General features: G+C 59.3%; 17 protein-coding genes. 16 read left to right on the plus strand and 1 reads right to left on the minus strand.

Annotated elements, in window-relative coordinates:
* Window positions 1-85: 85 nt before the first annotated feature.
* The 10 genes from RDQ42_RS06655 (at window position 86) to RDQ42_RS06700 (ending at window position 15,027) form a co-directional block, all read left to right on the plus strand.
* Window positions 86-7,366, plus strand: a complete 7,281-nt coding sequence (locus RDQ42_RS06655) for a GH36-type glycosyl hydrolase domain-containing protein (protein WP_308588464.1) — start codon at window positions 86-88, stop codon at window positions 7,364-7,366.
* Between the two features lie 238 nt (window positions 7,367-7,604).
* Complete coding sequence (yfmF, locus tag RDQ42_RS06660) at window positions 7,605-8,885, plus strand: EF-P 5-aminopentanol modification-associated protein YfmF (protein ID WP_071427257.1); 1,281 nt, start codon at window positions 7,605-7,607, stop codon at window positions 8,883-8,885.
* 4 nt (window positions 8,886-8,889) lie between these two features.
* Window positions 8,890-10,167, plus strand: a complete 1,278-nt coding sequence (gene yfmH / locus RDQ42_RS06665) for an EF-P 5-aminopentanol modification-associated protein YfmH (RefSeq protein ID WP_054330881.1) — start codon at window positions 8,890-8,892, stop codon at window positions 10,165-10,167.
* Window positions 10,168-10,171: 4 nt separating this feature from the next.
* Window positions 10,172-11,188 carry a prolipoprotein diacylglyceryl transferase gene (gene lgt, locus RDQ42_RS06670; protein ID WP_054330882.1) on the plus strand — a complete coding sequence of 339 codons (1,017 nt, stop codon included), beginning with the start codon at window positions 10,172-10,174 and terminating at the stop codon, window positions 11,186-11,188.
* Window positions 11,189-11,367: 179 nt separating this feature from the next.
* Window positions 11,368-11,679 (plus strand): 50S ribosomal protein L21, encoded by a 312-nt coding sequence (gene rplU / locus RDQ42_RS06675; RefSeq protein ID WP_071427256.1) that lies wholly within the window; start codon window positions 11,368-11,370, stop codon window positions 11,677-11,679.
* A 9-nt stretch (window positions 11,680-11,688) separates the two neighbouring features.
* Window positions 11,689-12,000 carry a ribosomal-processing cysteine protease Prp gene (locus RDQ42_RS06680; RefSeq protein ID WP_054330883.1) on the plus strand — a complete coding sequence of 104 codons (312 nt, stop codon included), beginning with the start codon at window positions 11,689-11,691 and terminating at the stop codon, window positions 11,998-12,000.
* Between the two features lie 2 nt (window positions 12,001-12,002).
* Window positions 12,003-12,284 carry a 50S ribosomal protein L27 gene (gene rpmA, locus RDQ42_RS06685; protein WP_054330884.1) on the plus strand — a complete coding sequence of 94 codons (282 nt, stop codon included), beginning with the start codon at window positions 12,003-12,005 and terminating at the stop codon, window positions 12,282-12,284.
* 176 nt (window positions 12,285-12,460) lie between these two features.
* A complete protein-coding gene (gene obgE / locus RDQ42_RS06690) occupies window positions 12,461-13,726 on the plus strand; it encodes a GTPase ObgE (RefSeq protein ID WP_231358554.1) in 1,266 nt (421 codons plus the stop codon).
* An 83-nt stretch (window positions 13,727-13,809) separates the two neighbouring features.
* Window positions 13,810-14,154, plus strand: coding sequence for a Mini-ribonuclease 3 (locus tag RDQ42_RS06695; RefSeq protein WP_083386353.1), 345 nt, complete (start codon window positions 13,810-13,812; stop codon window positions 14,152-14,154).
* Window positions 14,155-14,157: 3 nt separating this feature from the next.
* Complete coding sequence (locus RDQ42_RS06700) at window positions 14,158-15,027, plus strand: YitT family protein (protein ID WP_054330885.1); 870 nt, start codon at window positions 14,158-14,160, stop codon at window positions 15,025-15,027.
* A gap of 94 nt (window positions 15,028-15,121) precedes the next feature.
* On the opposite strand, the gene RDQ42_RS06705 is transcribed toward RDQ42_RS06700, so the two are convergent.
* Window positions 15,122-15,244: a hypothetical protein gene (locus RDQ42_RS06705; protein WP_267888272.1), complete on the minus strand. Its 123-nt coding sequence runs from the start codon at window positions 15,242-15,244 to the stop codon at window positions 15,122-15,124.
* 246 nt (window positions 15,245-15,490) lie between these two features.
* On the opposite strand from RDQ42_RS06705, the gene RDQ42_RS06710 reads away from it, so the two are divergent.
* The 6 genes from RDQ42_RS06710 (at window position 15,491) to glmS (ending at window position 23,360) form a co-directional block, all read left to right on the plus strand.
* Window positions 15,491-16,228 carry a nuclease-related domain-containing protein gene (locus RDQ42_RS06710; RefSeq protein ID WP_054330886.1) on the plus strand — a complete coding sequence of 246 codons (738 nt, stop codon included), beginning with the start codon at window positions 15,491-15,493 and terminating at the stop codon, window positions 16,226-16,228.
* A gap of 106 nt (window positions 16,229-16,334) precedes the next feature.
* Entirely contained in the window at window positions 16,335-16,883 is a 549-nt protein-coding gene (locus RDQ42_RS06715) for an NADH peroxidase (RefSeq protein ID WP_054330887.1), read from the plus strand.
* Window positions 16,884-17,204: 321 nt separating this feature from the next.
* Window positions 17,205-17,759 (plus strand): cupin domain-containing protein, encoded by a 555-nt coding sequence (locus RDQ42_RS06720; RefSeq protein WP_231358552.1) that lies wholly within the window; start codon window positions 17,205-17,207, stop codon window positions 17,757-17,759.
* Between the two features lie 98 nt (window positions 17,760-17,857).
* Window positions 17,858-19,453, plus strand: a complete 1,596-nt coding sequence (locus tag RDQ42_RS06725) for a D-aminoacylase (RefSeq protein ID WP_308588465.1) — start codon at window positions 17,858-17,860, stop codon at window positions 19,451-19,453.
* Window positions 19,454-19,480: 27 nt separating this feature from the next.
* Window positions 19,481-20,836: a D-serine ammonia-lyase gene (locus tag RDQ42_RS06730; protein ID WP_054330890.1), complete on the plus strand. Its 1,356-nt coding sequence runs from the start codon at window positions 19,481-19,483 to the stop codon at window positions 20,834-20,836.
* A 706-nt stretch (window positions 20,837-21,542) separates the two neighbouring features.
* A complete protein-coding gene (gene glmS, locus RDQ42_RS06735; RefSeq protein WP_231358550.1) occupies window positions 21,543-23,360 on the plus strand; it encodes a glutamine--fructose-6-phosphate transaminase (isomerizing) in 1,818 nt (605 codons plus the stop codon).
* Window positions 23,361-23,442: the final 82 nt, after the last annotated feature.

Below are 23,442 nucleotides of genomic sequence, written 5' to 3' on the forward strand. Positions count from 1 at the left end.
TCTTTTCGCCGTTTTGGTGAATTTTTCTTGCTAATTTCTCACAAAATAAGCAGGAATACAACCAAAACAAAGGAAGTGGCAGACGATGGACCGGCAAACCTTAGAATGGGACGACAGCGCCTATTCCCTGATGATACAGTGCAAACGGGCCCAAAAACAGCTTTCCCTGCGGTATCACGAGGCGAAAAACGCCTCTTCCCCCAGCGGGGCTGGGCAGTGGCTGGTGGATAATTTTTACATCCTTTCCAGGGAGGAGAGGGAGACCCGCACTGCCCTAAAAGCCAACCCCAAGGGAGTGGCCAGGCTGGCTGTTCTCTTTTTTGGGGAACTGCGCCGCCACCCCTTGGGCGAGCAGGAACTGCGGGATTTGATCCTTATGGAAGACAGCCGCAGCCGCCTCACGGTGGAACAGCTGGAGCAGGTGGCACTCTCCCTGAAAGTGGCATACCTGCTATTGGCCGCCGACGCCTTTGGGGAAGAGGAGCGGGAGGAGTGGATTTCCCGGGCGGTCCTGGGCCTTCAGCAGCTGGGTGGGGTGGACTTCGCCGCCCTGGAGGAACTGGGCGCGGTGGAGGAAACCCTGTGGGAGGACCCCGCTGGAATCTATCCCCGGATGACGGTGGAAAGCCGCCGCCAATACCGCCGCACCGTGGCTTGGATCGCCAAGCTGCAAAGGGAAAAAGAGGAAACAGTGGCCCGCTGGGCAGTGAACCAAGCCCGTGCCGGCGGCGTGGAGCGCACCCGCCACGTGGGGTATCCCCTCCGCCACCAGGTCCAGATGGAGGAGGCCCGCCGCCGGCGGGGGAGACTCCTCCTGTGGGGGAAGGGCCTTCTTCCGCTGGCCCTCTCCTTGGCGGGTGGTTGGTGGGCAAAAAACGGGTGGATTGTCCCGGCTCTATACCTTCCCCTGTGGGAGGCGTGCGGCCCCTTTTTGCAGCGCCTTGCCATGGCCGGCGTCAAGACGGATTACCTCCCCCGGATGGAGCTCACACCAGGGGAAGCCCCCCGGTGCGCCGTGGTGGTGACCACCCTTTTGCCTTCCGCTGCCCGGATGGGGGAACTGGGGGAGCACTTGGAGCAGCTCTATCTCTCGAACCGGGAGGAAAATCTGGTGTTCTGCGTGCTGGCAGACTTTCCAGAGGGTCCGGCCCTCACCGCGCCAGAGGATGATTCCCAAGCCAGGGCCGCCCGGGAGATGATTGAAGAATTGAACAGCCGTTGGGGGAGCCGGTTCCTGCTGGCCCTGCGCCCTCGTACCTATTTGCGGCAGGAGGATTTGTACCGCGGCTGGGAGCGCAAACGGGGCGCCCTGGTGGAATGGGTCCGGTTTTTGAAGGGCTTCCCGGTCACCTGGCACACCTTCTGTGGGGATGCCGCACTGGTGCAGGACTGCCCCTTAGTCATCGCCCTGGACAGCGACACCCAGCTCCTCTTCGGCTCGGCCAAGCGGATGATCGCCGCGGCGGTCCATCCCCTTAACCGGCCGGAGGTGGACAAGGCCCTGGGGCGGGTGACCGAGGGCTACGGCATCCTCACCCCCCGGATGGTCACCCGCATGGAGGGGAAGACCCGGTTTTCCCGTTTGATGGAGGGCTGGGGAGGGGTGACCCCCTACGACCTGGTCAGCCGGGATGGGTACCAGGATTTGTTTGGCGAGTCCATCTTCTGCGGTAAGGGAATTTTCTGGGTGGATACCTTTTTCGACCTTCTTTCCGAGAGGTTCCCCCAAAACCAAGTCCTCAGCCACGATGTGCTGGAAGGGGAGATTCTGCGCACCGGCTTTTTGTCTGACATTGAGCTGGCAGACGCCGCCCCCCGCACCGCTACCGAGTGGCTGGAGCGGCTTCACCGCTGGGTGAGGGGTGATTGGCAGAATGCCGGCTGCTTGTGGGATGGGCAGTTTTCCCCTCTTTCCCGCTATAAGATTGGGGACAACCTGCGCCGCTCCCTGACCCCGGCGGCGGTTCTGCTGGCGGTGGTCTTAGCAGCCTGCTCCACAGGCCGGACTGCAGCCGCCCTCGCTGTCGCGGCGCTCTTGGCCCTTTGCCTCTCCCCGGTGGTATCCGCCCTGGAGACTGTCTTGGCCGGCGGGTGGTTTGCGGTCAGCCGCAAATACTTCACCGGCGCCATCCCCAAGGCCTTTGAACTGCTGGGACGGGCGGCCTCCTCCCTCATCTTGCTGCCCCAGAGGAGCTTTGTCGCCCTGGATGGAGCAGTCCGAGGGGGGATCCGGCGGTTTTTTACCCACCGAAAATGCTTGGAGTGGAGGACAGCCGCCCAATCCGGCGGGGGAGGGCTGGCCCTCTCCCGGTATCTGCCTGCCCAGATGCTGGGCCTACTCCTCCTGTTTTCCCGCAGCGGGGAGGGGCGGTTTTTCGGCCTCTGCTTCTCCTTGATCATCCCCTTTGTCTGGTTCACCGCCCAGAGCGGAAGCCGCAAACGGGGGAAGCTGACCCCAGCCCAGCGGGACGCCCTTCAAAGCCAGGCGGCGGCCATGTGGAATTTTTACGAGGACTATGTGAACCGGGAAAACCACTTCCTGCCGCCGGACAATGTCCAGTTTGCCCCGGTGCTCCGGGAGGCGCGGCGCACCAGCCCCACCAACATCGGCATGTACCTGCTCTCCGCCTTGGCGGCCCGGGATCTGGGGCTCATCGATTCCAAGGGCCTGGCCCTGCGGGTGGGGAGGACAATCGCTTCGGTGGAGAGGCTGGAAAAATGGCAGGGGAACCTGTACAACTGGTACGACACCAGCTCCCTCACGGTGCTGCCGCCCCGTTATGTCTCGGCGGTGGACAGCGGCAACCTGGCCTGCTGCCTTGTAGCGCTCAAAGAGGGGCTCAAGGAGTACCGGGGGGAGGAACCGGCCCTCACCGGCCTGATCCGGCGGGTGGAGGCGCTGGTGGATGGGACAGATCTATCCCCCTTTTACAACAAAAAGAGGAACCTCTTCTCCATCGGGTACGACAGCGAAACGGGGGAGCTCAGTGCCTCCTGTTACGACTTCTTGATGAGCGAAGCGCGGATGATGAGCTACTTTGCCCTCAGCATGGGTCAGGCCCCCCGCCGCCATTGGGGGGCGATGAACCGCTCCATGAGCCGCAGCGGTTTCTATGCCGGACCCCTCTCCTGGACCGGCACCATGTTTGAATACTACATGCCCCACCTGCTGCTCCCCGCCGGGGAGGGCACTTTGCTCTGCGAGGGCCTGCGCTACTGCCTCTACTGCCAAAAGAAGCGGGTTCGGGCCAAAAAACTGCCTTGGGGGATCAGCGAAAGCGGGTACTATGCCTTCGACGGGGAGCTCAACTACCAGTACAAAGCCCACGGGGTACAGCTGTTAGGGGTAAAGAACGGCTTGGACCAGGAGTTGGTCCTCTCCCCCTATTCCACCTACCTGGTATTGCCTTTCAGCCCCCAAGGCGCCTTTGCCAATTTGAAAGAGCTGGAAGCCCTTGGCCTGTGGGGGAAATACGGCCTTTATGAGGCGCTGGACCTGACCCCCTCCCGCCTGGAGGGGAATAGTTCAACTGTGGTGAAGAGCTATATGGCCCACCACGTGGGGATGAGCCTTGCCGCCTTGGACAACGCCTTCTTTGAAAATGCCATGCAGCGCCGCTTCCTGCGGGATAAGCGGATGAAGTCCGCCCGGGAGTTTTTGGAGGAGCCAGTGTCCGGCGACCCAGCCGTCTGCCGCGGGGAGGGGGAGGAGGGGCCTGCCCCTGCCATACAGCCCCAGTTGGAGGAATATGTGGGGAAAGTGCATCCCCAGTCCCCCCGGTGCGTCTTTCTCTGCAATGGGGAGGTGACCGACGTTCTCACCGACGTGGGGGCAGGGTTCTTCCGCAAGGGGGAGATCGAGCTCACTCGGAGGGGGGAGGACTTGCTGTGCCACCCACAAGGGGTTTACGCCTTTTTTCAAGGGCCACAGGGCTGCTTGGCCCCCACCGCCGCCCCTTTTTATCAAGAGGGGACAGAACACCAGGTCAAGCTCCAAGGGGGTGGGGTGACCTACTTTGGACAAAAGGGGAATCTGACTGCCGAGCTGTTCTGCGGGGTGTACCCCCGCCTACCGGTGACTTCCCGGACGCTTACCCTCCACAACCGCGGGGGGGATGCCATCCAAGGGGAGGTGCTCTTTTACCTGGAGCCGGTCCTCTCCACCCAGAGGGAATATGAGGCCCACCCCGCCTTCTCCAAACTCTTTTTGGAGTTTGACTGGGAGCGGGAGAGCCGGGTGGTCACCGTCACCCGCCGCCTGCGCCACGGGGGGAAAGGGGAGCCGCTGACCGCCGGCCTTCTGGAGGAATTCCCTTATGAGCTGGAGTGCAAGCGGGAAAACCTGACCCCCAACGGAAAGGGGATGGAGGCCCTGAAAGATTTTGCGGGGCTCCCCTTTTTGGGCTCCAACAGCGTACCGGATGGGGCCGTGGCCCTGCGGGTGAAGGTAGAGCTCCCCGCCGGGGGGAAGAAGAAGTTGACCCTTCTGTTGGCGGCGGGCGGCCCGGATACCCTGATTGCCGCACGGCGGGAAGGGGAGCTGACCGCCAAAACCGCCGCCCAATCCCCCATGCTGCGGGACAGTGGGGAGGGGCGCCTCGCCATGGCGGTGCTGGGGCAACTGTTCTACAACAAGAGGGATGGCCGCCACAACCTGGCGGCGCTGCGAAAAAACACCCTGGGACAGCCTTCCCTCTGGCCTATGGGCATATCTGGTGACCTGCCCATCGCGGTGGTGGAGACCGGCGACGCTCCCGATCCCCAGCGGCTGGAGGCATACCTGAGGCTCCACGCCATGCTGCGCCTCTGCCTCCTCCGCTTTGACCTGGCGTTGCTCTTCGATTCCCGCAAAAGTCCCCTCGCCGCCGGGGAAATCCTGGAGATGGTGCGGGCCTCCGGCGGGATGGAGGTCCTGGGCGCCCGGGGCGGAATCCATTTGGTGGACTCCCAAAACTACCCGCCGGAGAATATCCTCCTCCTCAAGGCGGCGGCGCGGCACATCTCCCCAAAGTCGATGGTTCTCTTTTCCCATCCCGCTGGAAGCTACCGCCCGATGGAGATTCTGCCGGTACAGGGGGATTTGCTTCCCTCCCAAGGGGTGAAAACCAGCGGGGGAATCTTGGCGGGGGATCGGTTTTATGTGGACCGCTCTTCCCCTCTGCCGTATTCCCACATCCTGGCCAACCCCGCCTTTGGAACCTTGGTTTCCGACGGGGAACTGGGATTCACCTGGGCAGTCAACGCCCGGGAAAACAAGCTGACCCCCTGGAAAAACGACTTCGCCTCCGGCAACGATGGGGAAAAACTGCTCTGCCGGGTGGATGGACGCTGCTTCTCCTTAACCCGGGGGGCCCTCGCCTCCTTCGCCCCCGGCGATGCCCGGTATGAAGGGGAATTCTGCGGAATCCGCTTCCGGCTGACGGTAACGGTGCCAAAGAAGGGGAGCGTCAAGCGGATGCATCTCTCCCTCACCAGCGGGCAGGGTGTGCCCAAACAGGTGGAGGTCGCCTATTACACCGAGCCAGTGCTGGGCCCAGGCCGGGAATACGCCCGGTTCCTGAAAACCCGGTTCACCGGCCGGGAGCTGATTCTGGAAAACCCCTACCAGACCGCGGTGCCAGGGGTGGTTGTACTCAGCTGCGGCAGGCGGGAGTTGACTGCCACCTGCGACCGGGCCGCCTTCCTCTGCGGGTCTTGGGAAACCGGCCCTATGGCTCCGGTCAGCGACCCCTGCGCAGCCCTTGTGGCCCGGGCCGCCCTCCTCCCTGGGGAGGAAGAGGAGATGGAATTCCGCCTGGCCTTTGGGGCAGAGGAGAAGGCCGCCCTCTACCTGTCGGGGATGGACTTCCCCGCAAATCCGGCGGACGGGGATTTTATCGCAGTCCGCACCCCCGATGAAGGGTTTAACAGCTTGGTCAGCCACTTCCTCCCCCATCAGATCCTCAAGGGAAGGGTGGAGGGCCGCACCGCCTTTTACCAGTGCGGAGGCGCCTATGGATTCCGGGATCAGCTCCAGGACGTCTGCGCCCTGCTGCTCACCCACCCAAAGGCCGCCCTACGGCAGATTACCCGCTGCTGTGCCGTCCAGTTTGAAGAGGGGGACGTCCTCCATTGGTGGCACCCCCTGCCCAAGGCCGGCGGTGGTGTCAAAGGGGTGCGCACCCGTTTCTCTGACGATTTGATCTTCCTGCCCTGGGCGGCAGCCCAATACGCCAAAGCCACTGGAGACACCGGTTTCTGGGATACCCCCATCCCTTACCTGAAGGGGGAGGAGCTGGAACCAGGGGAGATGGAACGGTATTTCGCCCCCCAAAAAAGCGGCCTGCGGGAACCTGTTTACTGCCACTGTGTCCGGGCGCTGGAACGGGCGTACCGGCTGGGCAACCATGGCCTGCCTCTCATGGGCTGCGGCGATTGGAATGACGGTTTCAGCGCCGTGGGCTCCGGCGGCAAGGGGGAGAGCGTCTTTGTGGCGCTGTTCCTCGCCATGACGCTGGAGGCTTTCGCCCCTGTCTGCGAGGGGAGGGGGGATATCCAGCTGGCCGCAGAGCTACGTGAGCGGGCACAATTTCTAAAAGGAGCGGTGGATCGCTCCTGCTGGACCGGCGCTTGGTACCTGCGGGCTTACTTTGACAGCGGCAGTCCCATGGGGGCCGGCGGAAAGGAATGCGCCATCGATTCCCTGCCTCAAAGTTTTGCCGCCCTGGCCGGCATGCCGGACAAAGAGCGGGTGAAAACTGCCCTGCTGGCCGCCTACGAACATCTGGCCGACTTTCAGGTCGGCATTGTCCGGCTGTTTGAAGGCCCCTTTGTAGGAGGAGGGGAAAATCCCGGTTACATTGCGGCCTATAGCGCCGGTGTGCGGGAAAACGGCGGCCAGTACACCCACGGGGCCATCTGGCTGGCCCTGGCTCTCTATCAGGCGGGGTTGGAGGACAAGGGGTGGCAGCTGCTACAGCTGCTAAACCCCATCCGCCGGTGCCAAAACCCCCAGTGGGCACCAAGCTATAAACTGGAGCCCTACTATCTGGCGGCAGACATCTATTCCAGCCGGGAAGCCATGGGACGGGGCGGCTGGAGCCTTTACACCGGCGCGGCTTCTTGGTACTACCGGGCGGCGGTAGAGACGGTGCTGGGCATCCGCCGGGAGGGGGGACGGCTCTTCCTTTCGCCCCATCTGCCCCCAGAGTGGGAGACGGCGGCCTTCTCCGCCCGGATTGCCGGGACGCCCTTAGAGGTTGAGTACCGCCGGGGGAAGGCCCTGCGCCTCACGGTGGATGGGGCGGAACGGGAAGACATCCCCCTGGATGGTATCCCCCATCGGGCGGTGCTGGAAATCCCCCGGCCAATTGAAAACAAACCCTGAACATTATAGGGTAAGATTGGAAAAAAAGAAGGGCTTGTGCTATAATAGTCGCCAAGCAGCGATTGGTGAAAAAGCTTTGTTGGGGAGTGTCTCTTCCGCCGCAGTGCGCCGCCAAGCTTTTTCGGATCTGTGCAAATTTTTATGTTGTCAACAATTCCAGCAGTATTTTCTACCGGCGCTTGGGTCCCCAAAAAGCGGACCCAAGGGCCTGCAACCCATTTTGATTGGAGATGGACAGATGAACAACACATTGCGCCGCCGGCGCATCGGGGAAGAGGTCTACTTCAGTTCGGTGACCGACCCCAAATTCAAACACAACCGCATATCCGTCAACTATATTCTGCCCCTTGAAAAAGAGACGGTCTCCGCCAATGCCCTCATCCCCTTCCTGCTGCGCAAAGGCAGCCGGGAATGCCCGGACTTTACCCTTCTCAACCAAAAGCTGTATAGCCTTTACGGGGCGACCCTTTCCGCGGACGTCTCCAAATACGGCGGCTACCAGGTTTTGGATGTCTCTATCTCCGGGCTGGATGACAAATTCACCCTGGATGGGGAGGCGATGGTGGCCCAGTGCGCCGGCCTGCTGGCAGGCTTGGCCACCGACCCCAACCTGGTGGACGGCGCCTTCCCAGAGAAGGACGTGGAGCTGGAAAAACAGTATCTGATTGACTCCATCGAGGCGGAGATCAACGACAAACGGGCCTATGCCATCAACAAATGCCGCACCATCATGTGCGAAGGGGAGCCCGCTGCCCTTCGCAAATACGGCTATGTGGAGGATGTAAAGAAGATCACCCCCCAATCGGCGGCCGAGACCTTCTTGCGAGTCCGCCGCACCGCCCGGGTGGAGATCCTCTTTGTGGGCTGTGGCGACTGTACCCCTGCTGAAGAGATTATGGAGGCCACCTTTGCCAAGCTGGACCGGGCGCCCATCGCCCTGCCGGAACAGGTGCGGGTCCCCGCCGCCGCCCAGGTGAAGCAGGAGGTGGAGCGGATGGATCTGAGCCAATCCAAACTGGCCATGGGTTTCCGCACCGGCGCAGCTCAAAACATGGACGAGCTCTCGGCCATGCGGCTGATGGTGGCCATGTTTGGCGGCACCCCTTTCTCCAGGCTGTTTGTCAACGTGCGGGAGAAACTCAGCCTCTGCTATTACTGCGCCGCCCGGTTTGACCGGATCACCGGCATCATGCTGGTGGACAGCGGGGTGGAAGCCCAGAATCGGGAAAAAGCCCAGGCGGAGATCCTCAACCAATTGGAGGTCATGAAGCGGGGCGGGTTCACTGACGAGGAATTGGAGAACACCCTGCTCACCATGAAGAATTCCCTGTATACTGTGTCCGACTCCCTCTCTGGGCTGGAGGACTGGTATATGGCCCAACTGATGCAAAGCACCGCCCGCTCCCCCCAAGAGGAGGCAGAGCTGATGGCAAAGGTCACCCGGGAGGACGTGATGGCGGCGGCCCAAAAGGTCACCCTGGACACCGTGTATTTCCTCACCGGGGAAAAGGAGGATTAGCCCAATGAAAGAGATCATCAAATCCCAGCGCCTGGGGGAGGAGTTTTTGCGGATTAAGCACAAAAGCGGCCTGACCCTCCTTCTGTGCCCCATGAAGGGCTATTCCAGCGCCTATGCCCTCTTCGGCACCGAGTACGGCTCGGTGGAGTCCAGCTTCATCGACAAGGACGGCGCCCTTATACAGATCCCCGCCGGCACCGCCCATTTTTTGGAGCATAAAATGTTTGAAAGCGAGGAAGGGGACGCCTTTGCCCTGTACGCCAAAACCGGCGCTTCGGCCAACGCCTACACCTCCTTTGATAAAACCGCTTACCTCTTCTCCTGCTCGGACAATTTCAAGGAGTCCCTCTCCATTTTGATGCACCTGGTCACCGAGCCTTACTTCACCCCCCAAACGGTGGAAAAGGAGCAGGGGATCATCGGCCAGGAGATTAAGATGTACGACGACAGCCCCGAGTGGCGGGTGATGTTCAACCTGATGGAGGCGCTGTTTGAGAAGCACCCCCTAAAGATCGACATCGCCGGCACGGTGGACACCATCGCCCAAATTACCGCGGACACCCTGTACACCTGCTACAACGCCTTTTACAACCTAAACAACATGGCCTTGGCCATTGCCGGCAACTTTGAGGTGCAGGACGTCCTGGATCTGGCCGACGAGATCTTAAAACCAGCCGAGCCCATGACTGCCCAGCGGATTTTGGTAGACGAGCCCGCCCAGGTGGTGAAGCACCGGGTGGAACAGCAGCTTCCGGTGGCTACCCCTTTGTTCCAGATTGGATTTAAGGCGGTGCCCAAGTCCAAGGAGGAAAATCTGATCAACCAGGTGTACGATGAGATCCTCTTGGACACCATCGCCGGGGAGCACACCGCCCTCTACCGCAGCATGTACGATGAGGGAATCATCAATTCCACCTTTGTGGGCGAAGTTATGGCGGGCCGCGATTTTGCCGTCACCTTGTTTGAAGGGGAATCCCGGGACCCGGACAAGGTGTATGAGGCCCTGTGTGGCGAGATTCGCCGGATGCAGCGGGAGGGGATCGACCGGGATGCCTTTGAACGCAGCCGCCGGGCCATTTACGGCCGCTACCTGGGGATGTATGCCCGGGTGGATTCGGTGGCCAGCCTGATGCTCACCACCCAGTTTGGCGGCGCGGATATGTACACGGTGCTGGAAGCCGCCGCCGGGGCGACCTATGAAATGCTGACCGCCCGCCTCCTGGAGGCCTTTGACCCGGAGCGCAGCGCCCTTTCAGTGGTGACCGCCCCCAAGGAGGCATAGCGCCATGAAAGAGACCCTTTTGTTCCCCGGCCTGGGGCTGGAATTTGAACTGAGCCGGGTGGCTTTCCAGCTGGGGCCGATCACCGTGTACTGGTACGGCATCATCGCCGCCACTGCCCTCACCCTGGGGATGCTCTATTGCTACCGCAAGGCCCGCTCTTTCGGGGTGGACCCGGATAAGATTGTAGACCTGATCCTGGTCACCGTCCTTTTGGGGGTGGTGTGTGCCCGGATTTACTATGTGGTCTTCTCCTGGGACCAGTATAAAGACGACCTAATGAGCGTCTTCCGCATCTGGGAAGGGGGTATCGCCATCTACGGCGGGATCATCGGCGGGCTGATTGGCATAGTGATCATGTGCAAAGTCACTGGCATCAAGCTGCTGCCCATGCTGGATCTGGCGGTGGCCCCCTTGATTCTGGGCCAGGCAATCGGCCGGTGGGGGAACTTTGTCAACATCGAAGCATTTGGCTCTAACACCACCCTGCCCTGGGGGATGACCGGCCCGTCCATCGTCAACTACCTGGCCAGCCATCAAAAATCCCTGGCGGAGATCGGAGTCGTGGTGGACCCCACTCAGCCGGTCCACCCAACCTTCTTTTACGAATCCGCCTGGTGCTTCCTGGGCTTCTTGATCCTGCTTTACCTGACCCGCCACCGCCGGTTTGACGGTCAGTTGACCCTCTTTTACGCGGGGTGGTACGGCGCGGGCCGGTTTGTCATCGAAGGGCTTCGCACCGACAGCCTGATGTGGGGCGGGGTGCGGGTCTCCCAGGCGCTGGCGCTGGTAGGCTCTGTGGCCGCCTTTGTCATTCTGTTCGCAGTGATGTCTAAGATCAAAAAAGCCGGCGACCCGGAGTACCTCAAGGTCTTTGCCCTGACCCCAGAGGGCCAGAAAATCGTCCTGGGCCAGCCGGAAGGGCCAAAGCCAGAGCCGTCCCCCCAGGAGCCCTCTGGGGATACATCTGGCGGCGGGGAAGAGCCTAGCCCATCCCATGGGGAAGGGAAGCCGCAAGACTAGCCCCTGGGGGTCCCCCTGCGGGGTACATACTTGAAAAATCTCGTGGTGCGCAAAAAGCGGTTGACAAGCCCCTTGCAATATGGTAAAATCTATTCTGCCGCATGTTCCGGGCTCAAAGTGCGCCGTTTTGCGCCGCCTTAGGAGACAGCGAGTTTAAGAAAAGGGCAGGTGCCTTATTGATGTACGCTATTATTGAAACCGGTGGAAAACAGTATCGTGTCAGCGAAGGCGATATTCTTTACATCGAAAAACTGGATGCCGAGGCTGACTCCACCGTTGAGTTCGACCGCGTTATGGCAGTCGGCAAAGAGGATGGTACTGTGATCGGCGCTCCCGTTGTCGAGGGTGCTAAAGTTTCCGCCAAAGTTCTCAAAAACGGCAAAGCGAAGAAGATCACCGTCTTCACCTACCGCGCCAAGAAAGATTCTAAGCGCAAAATGGGCCACAGACAGCCTTACACCAAGGTTGAAATCACCGCGATCAACGCCTAAGTTTTTTCGATGATTACAGCCAGGTTCACAGGGAAGCCCATCGCATCGGCCAGCATATCCGGCCACGCCGGCTTTGCCGACTACGGCCACGATGTGGTATGCGCCGCTGTGACGTCCGCTGTGCAGCTCACCGCCAATGGCATCACCGAGGTGTTAAAAGCCCCTTGCCAGGTGTCGGTGCTGCAAGATAAGATTGTATTGACCCTTCCGGGCAATTCCACCAGGGAGGCACAGGCTTTTTTGGAAGCTTTACGGCTCCATTTGACTGTCCTTTCAGAGGACTACCCGGGCACGATTGAAGTATTTGTTTCGGAGGTGTAGATATGTTAAGACTTAGCATGCAGTTCTTTGCTCATAAAAAAGGTGTCGGTTCCACCAAGAACGGCCGTGATTCCGAGTCCAAACGCCTTGGTGTCAAACGCGCCGACGGCCAGTTTGTCCTCGCCGGCAACATCCTGGTTCGCCAGAGAGGCACCCACATCCATCCCGGTACCAACGTTGGCATCGGTTCGGATGACACCCTGTTCGCCCTCACCGACGGCAAGGTGAAATTTGAGCGCTTGGGCCGTGACCGCAAAAAGGTCTCCATTTACCCGGCCAACTAGTTTTACAGAACGAAGTGAGAAATCCCCGGCCTTACCGCTGGGGATTTTCTTTATGGAAAAATGGCGGGAACGAAGAAAAGTTTGGATTTTTTTCCGCTTTTTTGATATAGTAAAAGAGATAGAATAGATCAAGTCCCCTCTTTGGCGCGCTCAAAGGGGGATAAAGGAGTAAAAAGATGTTCGTAGATGTTGCGAAAATCAGAATAAAAGCCGGGGATGGAGGGGCAGGCGCCGTCTCCTTCCACCGGGAAAAATATGTGGCGGCCGGTGGCCCTGACGGCGGCGACGGCGGCAAGGGCGGCGATGTCATCTTCCAGGTGGACACCAACATCTCCACCCTGGTGGATTTTAAGTACAAGCGCCGGTATTTTGCCCCCAATGGGGAGCCGGGCCGCGGCTCCAACTGCTCGGGGAAAAACGCCCAGGACCTGATTATCTATGTCCCAAAGGGCACAGTGATCAAACACGCCGAATCCGGCCGGGTGATGGCTGACCTCTCCGGCCCGGAGCCGGTGGTGGTGGCCCGTGGCGGCAAGGGGGGGTGGGGCAACCAGCACTTTGCCACCCCGACCCGTCAAATTCCCCGGTTTGCCAAACCCGGCCTGCCCGGGGAGGAATTTGAGATCACTTTGGAATTGAAGCTCCTGGCGGATGTGGGCTTGGTGGGGTTCCCCAACGTGGGCAAATCCACCCTGATCTCGGTGGTCAGCGAGGCCAAACCTAAGATCGCTAACTACCACTTCACCACCCTGACCCCAGTGCTGGGGGTGGTGAAGATCGCCGAGGGCAAGAGCTTTGTCATGGCGGATATCCCCGGCCTGATCGAAGGCGCCAGCGATGGGGTTGGCTTGGGCCATGAGTTCCTGCGCCATGTGGACCGTTGCCGCCTGATCGTCCATGTGGTGGATGTCTCCGGCATCGAGGGCCGGGACCCCAAAGAGGATTTTGAGGCCATCAACCGGGAACTTTACAACTTCAGCGAGGAGCTTTCGGAGCGGCCCCAGATTGTGGCGGCCAACAAGTGCGATATGGCCTCCCCGGAGCAGATCGAGGCATTCCGCCAGTTCGTGGAGGAGAAGGGGCTGGAGTTTTTCCCCATCTCCGCCGCCACCCGGCAAGGGGTGGACGCGCTGATCGGCGCCGTAGCCGCCAAGCTGGATACCCTGCCCCCCATCAAGGAGTATGAGGTGGAACATGTGCCCTTCACCGAGGTGCTGGATCGTCAGCGGTTTGAGATCCGCGTGGAGGAAGGTATCTATGTGGTGGAGGCCGATTGGCTCAAGCCGGTATTGGGAATGGTGGATGTGGACGATTATGAGTCCCTCCAGTACTTCCAGCGGGTGCTGCGCAACAGCGGTGTCATTGACAAGCTGGAGGAAATGGGCATCCAGGAAGGGGATACCGTCAGCATCCTGGGCTTTGATTTTGATTATGTCCGCTAGCGGCGAAAGGATGAAGCATCACGTTTGATTTAAAAGAGCACATCACAAACCCCAAACAGCTCAGCCCGCTGACCCTCGCTTTTTTGGGGGATGCAGTGTTTGAACTGCTGGTGCGGGAGCGTTTGGCTGCCCAAGGCAGCATGCCCGCCCACATCCTGCATAAAAAAGCGGTGAAAAAAGTCTGCGCTGTAGCCCAGGCGAGAGGGTACGACCGGGTGGAGCCTCTCCTCACCGATGAGGAGTTGGGGATTTTAAAACGGGGGCGCAATGCCAACTCCACCCATGTGCCCAGAAGCTGCGACCCTTCGGATTACCGCAAGGCCACCGGGGTGGAGGCGCTGTTTGGCTACCTGTATTTAAAGGGGGATCTCCAGCGGCTGGAAACCCTGTATGAACGGATGGAGGACGACGGGACAGAGGAGGATTAGGCTTTGAAGGAACAGGTTTTTTCCAAGGGAAAGGATTTCCTGCTGGATATTCTGTACGATGTGGCTAGTTCGATCATGATGGCCATCAGCATCAATGTGTTTACTGCCCCCAACGGCATCGCACCGGGCGGCATCTCCGGTATTGCCATCATTATCAACCACTTTACCGGGCTGCCCATCGGCACCCTGAACCTAGCTATGAACATCCCCTTGCTGCTTATTGGCTACAAAGTGCTGGGCAGGCGGTTCACCTTCAACACCCTAAAGACAATTGCCATCGGCACGGTATTTTTGGATGTCATCCTGGTAAACCTGCCCACCTATACCAGCAACCCTCTGTTGGGGGCGCTGTTTGGCGGCGTCTGCCTGGGCGCATCTCTGGGCTTAGTGTTCCTGCGGGGCTCCACCACTGGCGGCCTGGATATTGTCACCCGGCTGGTGCAGAAGAAAAGGCCGCATCTCTCTATGGGCCGGGTCATGCTCATATTGGATTTCTGCGTCCTGGGGGCATCTATGGCAGCCTTTGGCAGCATTGAGGTTGGCCTTTACGGACTTATCAGCATCTTTGTCACCTCTCAGGTGGTGGATGCCATCCTCTACGGCGCCGATGTGGGCAAGTTGGCCCTCATTATCTCGGACAAATCGGATGAGATCGCCCGGGCGGTGATGAGCCAACTGGATCGGGGTGCCACCCTTCTCAAAGGGGTAGGGGCCTATTCCAGCGAGGAAAAACACGTCCTCATGTGCGCGTTGCGCAAGCAGGAGTTCTACCGGCTGAAAAAATTGACCTATGAAATTGACCCTAAGGCATTTTTGATCGTCACCGAAGCCGGCGAAGTGGCGGGGGAGGGCTTTAAATCCCTGGAGGGATGAGGAATTTTCTCACCCCACAATAGAAGAAACCCCAGCCTGGGATACTTTACAGTATCCCAGGCTGGGGTTTTGTAGGTTTGGAAGGAAAAAGGAGTTAGAACTGTTCGTTGTTTCTCTTCTTCTGCTCAATTTTAATGGGAACTTCGTTGTTGGCGTTTGGGTTCTGTTTGTTTTCTGCCTGGTTCTGTGCTTTCTGCTTTTTCTCTTTTTTTGCCATTTTGCGTACATCCTTTCCGCCGCCGTACTGCGGCACTGGGTTTTGTTTGAGAGAGATTTCCTCTCGTCGCTGTTAGTATTTGAGAAGCGGCACGGCTTATTCTACCGGTGGGTTTGCAAAAAATGCCAGCTTTGGGAAATCTTTTGAAAAAAACGTTACAATGTGTTAAAGTATACACGCTATACTGATCAAGAAGGGGTTGCTGAAGGCTTTTCTTCGGAACCCAGCGCAGAGGAGGATTTGGCGTTGGCAAAAGTAATCCGGCCAAACGGCGGCAACAGCGTGGGCAGGCAGTATCTGAAAAAAATGTGTTGGCTGGTCCTCTGTTTGGCTGCTGGCATCGGCTCCGCCATCCTTTGCGCCAGGGCCTCTCAATGGGCCGCCAGCGCATTTTGTCTGGGGGCAGCGGGGATCGGCGTCCATTTTCTGTGGCGCTCTGCGGCGATTTTGAAAGTGGGGGCACAGGGGGAAAGCGAGACCCTTCGGCTTCTGAAAAAGCGGCTGCCCGGCAGTTATACCGTCCTGCCTGACTTGACCCTTGACCACCGGGGGCACAAAAGCCAGCTGGATTATGCGGTAGTCTGTCCGGGGAGAGTGTATGTGGTGGAGTGCAAAAACGTCTCCGGCCAGATCTCAGGCAGCAGTAGTGGCAGCAATCTCAACCAGACCAAATACCGGGGTGGTCAAATTATCGAGAAAAAGACAATGTACAACCCGGTTTTGCAGGTAGAAGGCCATGCCCGCACCCTGCGGGGCATCCTGGAGGACCAAAAGCTCCATGCCCAGGTGACGCCGGTGGTCTACTTCGCAAACCCCCGCGCCCAGCGCAGGATGGATTTTGCGGGCCGTCCAGTGTTCTTCCAACAGGAGGGCGGGGCGGATTCGTTGATCCGGTACCTCACCTCCGGGCCACCTGCCCGAGGAGGGAGCACCTCTGAAGAATTAATAAAAGGAATTATTCTAAAAAATGTTAGTAAAGGGTAAAAAATCCCCTTGACTATGATACACCAAAGTGGTATACTTTAGCCATGGAAGAAATTCCCCTGAATCCGACAACAAAAATAGAAACATTACATAGGAGGAAACAGCAATGAAAAAATTTATCTGCACCATCTGTGGTTACGTTCATGAAGGCGAGACCGCTCCCGAGTTCTGCCCCCAGTGCAAAGCCCCCGCATCCAAATTCCAGGAGCAGTCCACCCAGACCATGAGCTGGGCTGACGAGCACCGCATCGGCGTTGCCGCTGGCGTAGACGCTGAGGTCTATGAGGGCCTGCAGCAGAACTTCATGGGTGAGTGCACCGAGGTTGGCATGTACCTGGCTATGGCCCGTCAGGCCCACCGCGAAGGCTATCCTGAGATCGGTCTGTACTACGAGAAAGCCGCTTACGAGGAGGCAGAGCATGCTGCTAAGTTTGCCGAGCTGCTGGGCGAAGTAGTTTACGCTGACACCAAGAAAAACCTGGAGCTGCGGGTTGCCGCTGAGAACGGCGCTTGCGACGGCAAGAAGAAACTTGCTTCCAGAGCAAAAGAGCTGGGCTTGGATGCTATCCATGACACCGTTCACGAGATGGCTAAGGATGAGGCCCGCCACGGCTGCGCTTTCCAGGGTTTGCTGAACAGATACTTCTCTAAATAACTCATTTTCTTCATAAAAACCGCCGGATAACATCCGGCGGTTTTTTTATGGAAAACTATGCCAGGGTCGTTTTAGACAGCCGGATTTTGTGGTACAATAGCCACAGCGAAGCTGTGGCATTCGAAGAATTGCTCACAGGGCGAGGCCCTTTCCTCCACTTTGCAGCAACGCAATTCTTTCGGACAGCATGGCTTTCTGCGGCAAGGCCGCACCAAAATTTGTCCAATCGGTGCTGCGGCATCGGAGTTACAGCGATCGTTCGGGGGAGGACCTTCGCCAGGGCCTTTTCCAAAATTTTTCATTTACAGGCGGGAGGATGTTATGGACGAGCTCAACATCGGCAAAAAACTACAGGAATTCCGCAAACAACGGGGACTTACCCTGCGGGAAGTAGCGGACCAAACGGGTATTACCGCTTCCATGCTCAGCCAAATGGAGCGGGATTTGGTGAACCCATCCATCAACACCCTCAAGGCGATCTCCAAAACGCTGGACGTTCCCCTGTTCCGCTTCTTCCAGGAGGGGGAGACGGGCCGCACCCTGGTGGTCCGGGAGGGGATGCGCAAAACCATCGGCTGGCCGGATCAGCACGATGTCCAGTACGACCTGTTGACCCCGGATGTCTCCGGGAGCATCGAATTCTGTTTGATGAAGCTCCCCGGCCGGTGCAGCTCTGGCCAGGCAAACCAGCGCCACGATGGGGAGGAAGTTGCCTATATCCTCGCCGGGCCGGTGGTGCTATCTGTGGAAGGGGAGAAGACCGAACTGTGCACCGGAGACAGCGTCCGCATCCCCGCGGGAAGCGAACACCGGTGGGAAAACCCTGGGAAGCAAGATGCCCAGGTGATTTTTGCAGTGACGCCCCCCAGCTTTTAATGGGGGATGGAAGAAAAGCCTTGACTTTTCTGCAAAGAATGTTAATATAAAATTAAAATAATTAATTTAAAATTAAACACAAAATGGGAGGAATTGATTTGCTGGACGTTCTGATTCAAAATGCCTCCATAGTGGATGGAACTGGTGTGCCCGCCTACCAGGGCTCGGTGGGCATCCGGGAGGGGAAGCTTACCCTCGATGTGGACAATCAACCCGCTAGGGAGACCATTGACGCGGCCGGCCGGGTCCTTGCACCCGGATTCATCGACGCCCACTCCCACGGGGACTTGATCCTGGGGGAGGAGTTTGCCCGCCTGTGCAAAACCAGCCAGGGCATCACCACCGAAATCGGGGGCCAGTGCGGCCTTTCTATTGCGCCGGTCAATCCCCAGCGTCTGGAGCTTTTGCAGGGGCAATTGGCGGTGGGAGCACTCTCCTTTCCCAAAGAGATGGATGAGTTCACCAGCTTCCAGGCTTACTGCGCCTATGGGGACCGGGTTCCTAAGACGGCTAATATGGCTATGTACATCGGCCACAGCACCCTTCGCATTGCAGTGATGGGCTTTGATAACCGGGAGCCTACCTGCGATGAGCTGGAGCAGATGAAGGCCCTCCTGCGGGAGGCCATGGAGCACGGGGCGATGGGCCTTTCCACCGGCCTGATTTACACACCCTGCTGCTATGCCAAAACTGAGGAGATTGTGGAGCTTGCCAAGGTGATCCGCCCCTATGGCGGCATCTACGCCTCCCATATGCGCAACGAATCCTACGCTGTGGTGGAGGCCGTCCGGGAGACCATCGACATCGGCCGCCAAGCCGGGGTGCCGGTGTTTATCTCCCATCACAAGGTCTGCGGCAAGGACAACTGGGGCCTGCAAAAGGAGACCCTCCGCCTGATCCACGAGGCCCGGCAGGAGGGGATCATGGTCACCAGCGATCAGTACCCCTACGCTTGCAACATGACCCACCTCAACGCCTGCGTACCCCCGTGGCATTTTGACCAAGGGGTGCAGACCATGGCTGAGCGACTCAAGGACCCTGCGACCCGCCAAAAGGTGCGGGCGGAGATGGAGGATCCGGCATCCCCTTATGACAACTACTACCGCAATGCCGGCGGCTGGGAGGGGGTTCTGGTCTCCTCCAGCCCCAAGTGCCCGGAAGTGGAGGGCAAGACCATCGCCCAATATGCCAAGGAGACTGGGCGGGACCCCTTTGAGGCATTCTTTGACATCCTGGTGGCCAACCAGGGAGCCAGCAGCGCGGTGTATAGCAGCATGTGCGACGAGGACGTCTTTGCCATCGCCAAAGATGAAAACACGGTGGTGGGCACCGACGGCCTGACCCGCAAACCGGGGGAGAAGGGCCATCCCCGGGCCTACGGTTCTTTCCCCAGGGCTATCTGCTATTATGTGAAGGAAAACGGCATCTTCACCTTAGAGGAGTGCATCCACCGGATGACCGGCCTCCCTGCAGAGCGGCTCATGCTGCCCGGTAAAGGCCGGATCGCCGAAGGGTATGATGCCGACCTGGTGCTCTTTGACCTGGAACGGCTCCGCGACCGGGCTACCTATACCGATCCCTGTGCCTTGACCGAGGGCTTGGACCTGGTGATGGTCGCTGGGGAACCGGTCTGGAAAGACGGCAAGCTCACCGGGAAAACCCCCGGCAAACTGCTGCGCCACAACCAACGATAACCTGTAAACAGCGGGAGGAAATACGCCATGAAGATTCTTGGAAAACCCATCGGCCAGTGGGAAGAGGAGTTCCCCATTGTCCGCGATCTGATCGACCTGAAGGAGACCCTTTGGATCAACCCGAAAAAGCTTCCCATCGATGAGGCTGTCGCCGAAAGCTCGGTGACCATGGAGGACGTTTTGGATGCCTCCGCCCGGCTGGAGCGGTTTGCACCTTATCTTGCTTTGGCTTTCCCTGAGACGGCTAAAACCGGCGGCATCATCGAATCCCCCTTGGCAGAGATTGAGAATATGCGCCCCTACCTGGAGGGGGAAGCCGGCGGCAGCATCCAGGGCCGTCTGTTGTTGAAGCTGGACAGCCATCTGCCCATCTCCGGCTCCATCAAGGCCCGGGGAGGCATTTATGAGGTGCTCCACCACGCTGAGGACATCGCCCTTCAGTCCGGTCTGCTGAAGCTGGAGGACAACTACGCCGTCCTCATGGAGCCCCGGTTCCGGGAGCTCTTTTCCCAATACTCCATCGCGGTGGGTTCCACTGGAAACCTGGGCCTCTCCATCGGCATCATGAGCGCCAAACTGGGCTTTAAGGTCACTGTGCACATGTCCGCCGACGCCCGCCAGTGGAAGAAAGACCTGCTCCGCTCCAAAGGGGTGCAGGTGGTGGAGTACGCCGATGACTACAGCAAAGCTGTGGAGGAGGGCCGGCGCCAGGCCCAGGGGGATGACCACTGCCACTTTGTGGACGATGAGAACTCCAAAACCCTGTTTATGGGCTATTCGGTGGCGGCTCTGCGGCTGAAAAACCAGCTGGCTGAGGCCGGTATCCCGGTGGATGAAACCCACCCCCTCTTTGTCTACCTGCCCTGTGGCGTAGGCGGCGGCCCCGGCGGCGTTGCCTTCGGCATCAAGCAGGTATTCGGAGGGGCGGCCCACTGCTTCTTCGCCGAGCCGACCCATTCCCCCTGCATGATTCTAGGCCTTTCCACCGGGTATCACGACCAGGTGTGTGTCCAGGATTTCGGCATCGACAACCGCACTGCGGCCGACGGTCTGGCGGTGGGCCGGGCCTCCAGCTTTGTGGGCAAGGTGATCCAGCCCTTCCTCAGCGGCAGCTACACCGTCACCGATGAGCGGCTGTACCAGTATCTGGCGGCCCTCACAGACCAGGAGGGCATCCGCCTGGAGCCCAGCGCTCTGGCTGGTATGAAGGGCCCTGGCAACGTCTGTGCCACCGAAGGGGGCAAGGCTTACCAGGCCAAGGAAGGCATCACCTCGGCGATGGCCGGCGCCACCCATCTGATCTGGGCCACCGGCGGCAATATGGTCCCGGAGGCGGAGATGAGCGCCTATTATCAAAAAGGGAAATCCCTCCTGACAAAATAAATAAAATGCCATGGAACCGGGTCTTGCAGGACCCGGTTTTTCCTTTTTGCAGAGGATAGGGGGGCCGATGACGGCTCTTGCTTGGCTTTAGATTCGGGTGAGGGGGGCCAAGCGGCTGGGAAAGAATTCAAACCTGGGGCCATCCCAGTTCTGGTACGTGCCAAGGAGCAGCTGAGGGAACCCGGCCATACAGGCGGGGTCGATCTCGGGAAGGGCCTAGGGCAGGGAAATTCTGGATGAAGCCCCAGAGCCGCGGAAAAATTCCCCATATTCTGGGGCGAAGGTTGGGTTTAGCGCCAGGTTCTGCCGGTTTTCCCTGCAAAAGTGCACTTTTGCGGCCCCCATATGCATAGAATGAAGGGCGGAGCCGATTGCGGATTTTACTTGAACAAATAGGAAAAAGCTGTCATAATAGGGGCAAGGCGAAAAAACGGCCCAAAAGGAGGGATGGATTTCGGCCAGTGAGCCCCAGCGCCATGTACCGCGCCAGGCGGTCGACGAGGCGGGAGAAGTATCGAATGTTTCGGCGGATGTCTCCCCGTCATGCTTCCAGACGTACGGCAGGACAAAGCCCGCAGGTGACTGCGGGGACAAATCCCGGGCCGGGGAAGCGCAAGGACTACAAAATAACATCGGACGGACCACGGTGCCGAAGCCGCGGTTTCTTTGGCGTCCGCACAGTATGAAAGCTTGGAGGAACACAATTATGTGTGGTATCGTTGGTTATAGCGGCCCCCAAAATGCAGTGGACATCCTTTTGGAGGGGCTGGAAAACTTGGAGTACCGCGGGTATGATTCCGCGGGGATTTCGGTGTTTGCCGGGGATGGCATCACCACCGTCAAAGCGGAAGGGCGGCTCAAATGCCTGCGGGAGAAGCTGAACACCTCCCCGGTGAGCGGCCACTGCGGCATCGCCCACACCCGCTGGGCCACCCATGGGGAGCCCAGCGACCGCAACGCCCATCCTCACGGGACAGAGCGGGTCATGCTGGTTCACAACGGCATCATTGAAAACTATCTGGAGCTGCGCAGCCGGCTCACCGCAGAGGGCTATGTATTTAAGACACAGACCGACACCGAGACGGCCGCCCTGCTGCTGGATTCCCTCTATCAGGGGGACCCGCTGGCCGCCATCCGGGAGATGACCCGGCAGATCGAGGGGGCTTATGCCCTGGCCATCCTGTTTGCCGATCGACCGGGGGAGGTCTACGGGGTGCGCAAAGACAATCCCCTCATCGCCGCTCTAGGAGAAGGGGAGAACTTTATCGCTTCAGACATCGCAGCGGTGCTGAGCCATACCAAGCGGTTCTTCACCCTGGAAGAGGGGGAGATCGCCGTGGCCACCTCTTGCGGCATCACCGTCTACTCCCCTGGGGGTGCGCCGGTGGAGAAGAAAGTCCACACCGCCACCTGGGATGTGGAGCAGGCCCGGAAGGACGGTTACCCCCATTTCATGCTCAAGGAGATTTTTGAGCAGCCCAAGGCCCTGCGGGATACCATCCACCCCCGCCTCAAAGACGGCTTGCCCTCCTTTGAATACGACGGCATCCCCGAATGCCTGTTTAAAGGCCGCGGCCGGATTCACATTGTGGCCTGCGGTACCGCTATGTACGCCGGCCTGGTGGGCCGGGATTTGATCGAAACCCTGGCCCGTATCCCGGTGGAGGTGCAGATCGCCTCGGAATTCCGGTACCGGGACCCCATTTTATCCAAAGATGACCTGGTGGTCATCATCTCCCAGTCTGGGGAGACCGCCGACAGCTTGGCTGCCTTGCGGCTAGCCAAACAGCGGGGGGTTCCCACCCTTGGCGTGGTCAACGTGGCCGGCTCCACCATCGCCCGGGAAGCGGACTACGTCATCTACACCCACGCGGGCCCGGAGATCGCCGTGGCCAGCACCAAAGCTTATTCGGTGCAGGTGTCGGTGATGTACCTGCTGGCCTTCGCCATGGCTCGCTCTGCCCGCACCTTGGGGGAGGAAGAGATCCGCGCCAAGGTAGAAGAGCTGCTGCAAACAGTGGAAAAACTGCCCCGGGTGCTGGAACAGAACGATGCAATCGCCTCCATCGCGGGGCGTTTCCAGGGAAGTGAGAGCATCTTTTTCCTGGGCCGGGGGCTGGATTGGGCCCTCTCCCAGGAAGGGGCGCTGAAGCTCAAGGAGATCTCCTATATCCACTGTGAAGCCTATGCCGCCGGTGAGTTGAAGCACGGAACCATCTCCCTGATCACCAATGGGGTGCCGGTGGTGGCGGTGGCCACCCAGGAACATCTGCTGGGAAAGATGGTCAGCAACATCAAGGAGGTCAAGGCCCGGGGCGCTTGGGTGCTGCTGCTGGCCCAGGAGGGCTCCCCCATCGACGAGGAGGTCTACGACCAGGCCATCCGGCTGCCAAAGGCCCCGGATCTCTTCACCCCCCTCTTGGCTGTTGCGGCCCTTCAGCTGCTGGCTTATCACACTTCGGTGTGCCGGGGCTGCGATGTGGATAAACCCCGCAACCTGGCCAAATCGGTCACTGTGGAATAGGGATTCCCAATCGAACAATAGATGAAAAACTCCCCTGAGGATTGGAGTCCTCGGGGGAGTTTTTTGCGTATTGATGGATGGC

Origin of the sequence: uncultured Merdimmobilis sp. (assembly GCF_902471145.1) — a bacterium.
In the GTDB taxonomy this organism is placed as follows: domain Bacteria; phylum Bacillota; class Clostridia; order Oscillospirales; family Ruminococcaceae; genus Merdimmobilis; species Merdimmobilis hominis.

Excerpts from the sequence above, each read along its gene's own strand:
- RDQ42_RS06655 (WP_308588464.1), top strand. The coding sequence starts at position 86 with ATGGACCGGCAAACCTTAGAATGGGACGACAGCGCCTATTCCCTGATG.
- yfmF (WP_071427257.1), top strand. The coding sequence starts at position 7,605 with ATGAACAACACATTGCGCCGCCGGCGCATCGGGGAAGAGGTCTACTTC.
- yfmH (WP_054330881.1), top strand. The coding sequence starts at position 8,890 with ATGAAAGAGATCATCAAATCCCAGCGCCTGGGGGAGGAGTTTTTGCGG.
- lgt (WP_054330882.1), top strand. The coding sequence starts at position 10,172 with ATGAAAGAGACCCTTTTGTTCCCCGGCCTGGGGCTGGAATTTGAACTG.
- rplU (WP_071427256.1), top strand. The coding sequence starts at position 11,368 with ATGTACGCTATTATTGAAACCGGTGGAAAACAGTATCGTGTCAGCGAA.
- RDQ42_RS06680 (WP_054330883.1), top strand. The coding sequence starts at position 11,689 with ATGATTACAGCCAGGTTCACAGGGAAGCCCATCGCATCGGCCAGCATA.
- rpmA (WP_054330884.1), top strand. The coding sequence starts at position 12,003 with ATGTTAAGACTTAGCATGCAGTTCTTTGCTCATAAAAAAGGTGTCGGT.
- obgE (WP_231358554.1), top strand. The coding sequence starts at position 12,461 with ATGTTCGTAGATGTTGCGAAAATCAGAATAAAAGCCGGGGATGGAGGG.
- RDQ42_RS06705 (WP_267888272.1), bottom strand. The coding sequence starts at position 15,244 with ATGGCAAAAAAAGAGAAAAAGCAGAAAGCACAGAACCAGGCAGAAAAC.
- RDQ42_RS06715 (WP_054330887.1), top strand. The coding sequence starts at position 16,335 with ATGAAAAAATTTATCTGCACCATCTGTGGTTACGTTCATGAAGGCGAG.
- RDQ42_RS06720 (WP_231358552.1), top strand. The coding sequence starts at position 17,205 with ATGGACGAGCTCAACATCGGCAAAAAACTACAGGAATTCCGCAAACAA.
- RDQ42_RS06730 (WP_054330890.1), top strand. The coding sequence starts at position 19,481 with ATGAAGATTCTTGGAAAACCCATCGGCCAGTGGGAAGAGGAGTTCCCC.
- glmS (WP_231358550.1), top strand. The coding sequence starts at position 21,543 with ATGTGTGGTATCGTTGGTTATAGCGGCCCCCAAAATGCAGTGGACATC.